This is a genomic window from Flavobacterium sp. A45, assembly GCF_002001005.1.
Taxonomy (GTDB): domain Bacteria; phylum Bacteroidota; class Bacteroidia; order Flavobacteriales; family Flavobacteriaceae; genus Flavobacterium.
The window spans coordinates 1-456 of record NZ_MUNX01000135.1; the positions used below are offsets into that span (position 1 = coordinate 1).

Sequence of the window (456 nt, forward strand, 5' to 3'; positions counted from 1 at the left end):
CCCCATTCAGGTATTTACGGATCAATCGATGTGTGCTCGTCCCCGTAACTTTTCGCAGCTTATCACGCCTTTCATCGCCTCTGAGAGCCTAGGCATCCCCCATACGCCCTTATTTTGCTTATTGTACTTACGGTTTATTGTTCTCGGTTAATTGTTTATCGTTTTACAACTATAAACTAAAAACTATTAACAACAAACGCATTTGTTCTTTCTACTTTTTATTATTTCTTATCTCAATATGTCAATGAACTTTAATAAGTATTAAGATTTCTGTATTAAGTATTAAGATTTTGTCTTAATACTTTGTACTTATATCTTTGTACTTTCTTGTGGAGAATAACGGAGTCGAACCGTTGACCTCCTGCGTGCAAGGCAGGCGCTCTAGCCAGCTGAGCTAATCCCCCATTTTTAGTTGGCAGTTAACAGTTTTCAGTTAACAGTACTTCAAACGGTTAC

General features: G+C 37.5%; 1 tRNA gene and 1 rRNA gene. Both read right to left on the reverse strand.

The features are described from left to right. Positions 1 to 123, reverse strand: a 23S ribosomal RNA gene (locus B0E44_RS15860); the annotation flags it as partial. Positions 124 to 330: 207 nt separating this feature from the next. Next, a tRNA-Ala gene (locus B0E44_RS15865) sits at positions 331 to 404 on the reverse strand. Between the last annotated feature and the right edge of the window lie 52 nt (positions 405 to 456).